Here is a 1206-nt window from a genome sequence, read left to right as displayed (position 1 = left end):
ATGGACGCGCTGTCGCGGGCCGGCAACGACCTGGGGCCGGCGCTGGACGCACTGCACGAGATCCGGCCGAAGGTCGACGCCTCGTTCAAGGGCAACACCCTTGCCGTCGCCGCGACTCTGACCCAGCTCGACATCGGCCTGCTCACCGACCCGCCGCACAGCAAGTTCTGGGATCTGCGCGATCTGCAGGACATGGCGGGCAGTCTGATCCAGGTGCTGCAGATCGTCTACGGCCGAGTGACAGGGGGCCACCGATGAGCTGGCTGCTGCGACACAAACTGCTGCTTTCCACGATCGGACTGGTGATCGCGTTCGTCGTGGGCGCGACGTATCTGGCGGTGAGCGTCATGCGGATCAATCCGCTGCGCAGCACCTATACGGTCACGGTCGCGCTCGACCGCTCCGGCGGTCTGCAGCCGGGCAACGACGTCACGCTGCGCGGATTCCGCATCGGCAAGGTGAATTCGATCAAGCTGGCGAATCGCGGCGCCTCGATCGCGGCCGAGGCCCAGATCGACACCCGGTACAAGATTCCGAAGGCCACGCAGGTCGTCGTGCACGCCCTCTCGGCCGCCGGTGAGCAGTACATCGACTTCCAGCCCGAAAGCGACAAGGGTCCGTACCTCACCGACGGTTCGGTGATCCCGTTCGACCCGCAGAAGGTGCAGACCCCGACGCCGGTGTCGGCGGTGCTGGAGAACGCCAGCGGGTTCTTCGACCAGATCGACCCGGACCGGTTCAGCACCATCCTCACCGAATTCGACACCGCGCTCAGCGGCGGACCGGATCAGCTGCGGGACATGGTCGATGCGCTGAGCCTGGTGACGGCCGGTCTGGACAATCTGCTGCCGCAGACCACCAACCTGCTCACCAACCTGCGCACCATCGCGTCCACGACGTCGAACGCGCAGCCCGATCTGAGCACCCTGACGCAGAACTCGTCGACGCTGTTCACCCAGTTCAACAACGCCAACGACGAACTGCGCAAGGTGCTGGACCAGGCCCCGGCGCAGATGAAGTCGCTGGGCGCCACGCTGGACGAGACCACCGATCCGATCACCAGCCTCGCGACCAACTTCGTGGCCGTCACCAAGGCGGCGCAGCTGCGGCTGCCGGCGCTGCGGGCGCTGTTCCCGTCGCTGGTCGTCGGCAGTTCGGCGATGGGGGTGCCGGCCCACGACGGAGAGTTCTATACGATCCTCGATA

The 1206-nt window shown here is 66.2% G+C and carries 2 protein-coding genes; both read left to right on the top strand.

All coding sequences use genetic code 11. From position 1 onward, the window contains the following. Nucleotides 1-258: hypothetical protein (locus ACGF5C_RS34860; protein WP_393308695.1), on the top strand; the 258-nt coding region annotated here is incomplete at its 5' end. After that, the coding region (locus ACGF5C_RS34855; protein WP_393308693.1) for an MlaD family protein at nt 255-1206 on the top strand (952 nt) is incomplete at its 3' end. The genes ACGF5C_RS34860 and ACGF5C_RS34855, both read left to right, overlap by 4 nt.

It is taken from the genome of Micromonospora sp. NPDC047620, from assembly GCF_043205005.1.
In the GTDB taxonomy this organism is placed as follows: domain Bacteria; phylum Actinomycetota; class Actinomycetes; order Mycobacteriales; family Micromonosporaceae; genus Micromonospora.
This window is presented reverse-complemented; position numbering and strand designations above follow the sequence as displayed.